Genomic DNA, 2,538 nt, shown 5'->3' with positions numbered 1-2,538 from the left:
CACGTTGCCGTTGAGGGTCAGCAGGGTTTCCGAGGCCGTTGAAGCGTTGCTGTCGTCCATGCCTTTTGGCAGGTCGTCGACGATGTTCACGTCGAGGCTGCCCGTGGCGGTAGTGCCGTTGTCGTCAACCACGGTCACGGCGAACTGCTCAGGCAGGGTGTTGGCGTTGTTGCCGGTTGGGTGGGCTTCGTTATCGTTGAGGGTATAGCTGTAGCTGACGACGCCGGTCGTCGCGTTGAAACCGGTGATGGTCAGGGTGCTGCCCAGCGGCGTGGTGATCGATTGCGGGAACCCGGCGGCCACGCCGCCGCTGACCACGGCAATACCGCCGACGGTCAGGGTCGTCACACCGTCGAGCGCGGTGACGGTGAAGGTGCCGTTCTGGGTGAGCGCCGGTGCGTCCGGGCTGCTGCCGTCGCTGAGGTTTTTCTCGAAGACGGTGAGTTCGCCGCCCTCAACATTCAAACCGCCAATCGTGATCGAGTCATCGTTGTTGTGGATCTGCAGCACGAGGTTCGCCGTGCTGGTGTCACCGTCCGAATCGGTGATTGTGTAGGTAAAGGTTTCGGTGCCGTTGCCACCGCCCTGCAGGGCTTTGAAGTCCGCATCGTTGGGGTTCAGCGTGTAGGTGTAGGTGCCGTTGGCATTGAGCGCCAGAGTGCCGTAAGTGCCGGTGAAGGTGCCGGGGGTGATCGGTCCGGCGTTTTCACCGACGGTTACCCGGTCGGCGCCTTGCACGTCGTTGGTCAGTACGTTGCCGTTGAGGGTCAGCAGGGTTTCCGAGGCCGTTGAAGCATTGCTGTCGTACATGCCTTTTGGCAGGTCGTCGACGATGTTGACGTTGATCTGCCCGGTCGCACTGTCGCCATCGGTGTCGGTGGCCACGACGTTGAAGTTCTCGGTCAGGCTGTTGGCGCCGTTGGCCGTTGGATGGGCTTCGTTGTTGTTCAGCGTGTAGCTGTAGCTGATCACCCCGGTGGCGGCGTTAAATCCGGTGATGGTCAGGGTGCTGCCCAGTGGCGTGACCGCCGTTTGCGGGAAGCCGGCGGCCACACCACCGCTGACGACCGTGATGCCGCCGACGGTCAGGGTCTGCAGGCCATCGAGCGCGGTCACGGTGAAGGTGCCGCTCTGGGTCAGGGTTGGCGTGTTGGGGCTGCTGCCGTCGCTGAGATTCTTTTCGTAAACCGTCAGCTCACCGCCATACACGTTGAGGCCGTTGAGGTCCACCGGATCATCGTTGTTGTAGACGTTCAGCACCAGGTTCGCGGTGCTGCTGTCGCCGTCCGAATCGGTGAGGGTGTAGGTGAAGGTTTCGGTGCCGTCGCCACCGCCGTGCAGGGCTTTGAAGTCGGCATCATTGGGGTTCAGCGTGTAGATGTAAGTGCCGTTGGCGTTGAGCACCAGGGTGCCGTAAGTGCCAGTGAACGTACCGGGGGTGATGGGTCCGGCATTTTCCCCGAGCGTTACCCGGTCGGCGCCTTGCACGTCGTTGCTCAGTACGTTGCCGTTGAGGGTCAGCAGGGTTTCCGAGGCCGTTGAAGCATTGCTGTCGTACACGCCTTTTGGCAGGTCGTCGACGATGTTCACGTCCAGTGAACCGGTGGCGGTAGTGCCGTTGTCGTCGACCACAGTCACGGCGAACTGTTCGGGCAGGGTGTTGGCGTTGTTGCCGGTTGGGTGCGCTTCGTTATCGTTGAGGGTGTAGCTGTAGCTCACGACACCGGTCGCGGCGTTGAAGCCGGTGATGGTCAGCGTGCTGCCCAGTGGCGTGGTGATCGATTGCGGGAACCCGGCGGCCACCCCGCCGGTGACCACGGCGATGCCACCGACGGTCAGGGTCGTGACGCCGTCAAGGGCGGTGACGGTGAAGGTGCCGTTCTGGGTCAGCGCGGTGGCATCCGGTGCGCTACCGTCGCTGAGGTTTTTCTCGAAGACGGTCAACTCGCCGCCCTCAACGTTCAAACCACCAATCGTGATCGAGTCATTGTTGTTGTGGATCTGCAGCACCAGGTTCGCAGTGCGGCTGTCGCCGTCCGAATCGGTGAGGGTGTAGGTGAAGGTTTCGCTGCCGTCGCCACCGCCGTGCAGGGCTTTGAAGTCGGCATCGCTGGTGTTCAGCGTGTAGGTGTAAGTGCCGTTGGCGTTGAGCACCAGGGTGCCGTAAGTCCCGGTGAAAGTGCCTGGGGTGATCGGTCCGGTGTTTTCACCGACCGTCACGCGGTCGGCGCCTTGCACGTCGTTGCTCAGCACGTTGCCGTTCAACGTCAGCAGGGTTTCCGAAGCGGTACTGGTGTTGCTGTCGTCCACGCCATTGGGCAGGTCGTCGACGATGTTCACGTCCAGCGAACCAGTCGCTGTGGTGCCGTTGTCGTCGACCACGGTCACAGCGAACTGCTCAGGCAGGGTGTTGGCGTTGTTGCCGGTTGGGTGGGCTTCGTTATCGTTGAGGGTATAGCTGTAGCTGACGACGCCGGTCGTCGCGTTGAACCCGGTGATGGTCAGGGTGCTGCCCAGCGGGGTGGTGATCGATTGCGG

At 62.2% G+C, this 2,538-nt stretch carries 1 protein-coding gene; it reads right to left on the bottom strand.

Annotated features, from left to right (window positions below; all coding sequences use genetic code 11):
- Positions 1–2,538: beta strand repeat-containing protein (locus tag AC1D1M_RS31285; protein WP_477778671.1), on the bottom strand; the 2,538-nt coding region annotated here is incomplete at both ends.

This window comes from Pseudomonas sp. P1_F7 (assembly GCF_056405655.1).
This window is presented reverse-complemented; position numbering and strand designations above follow the sequence as displayed.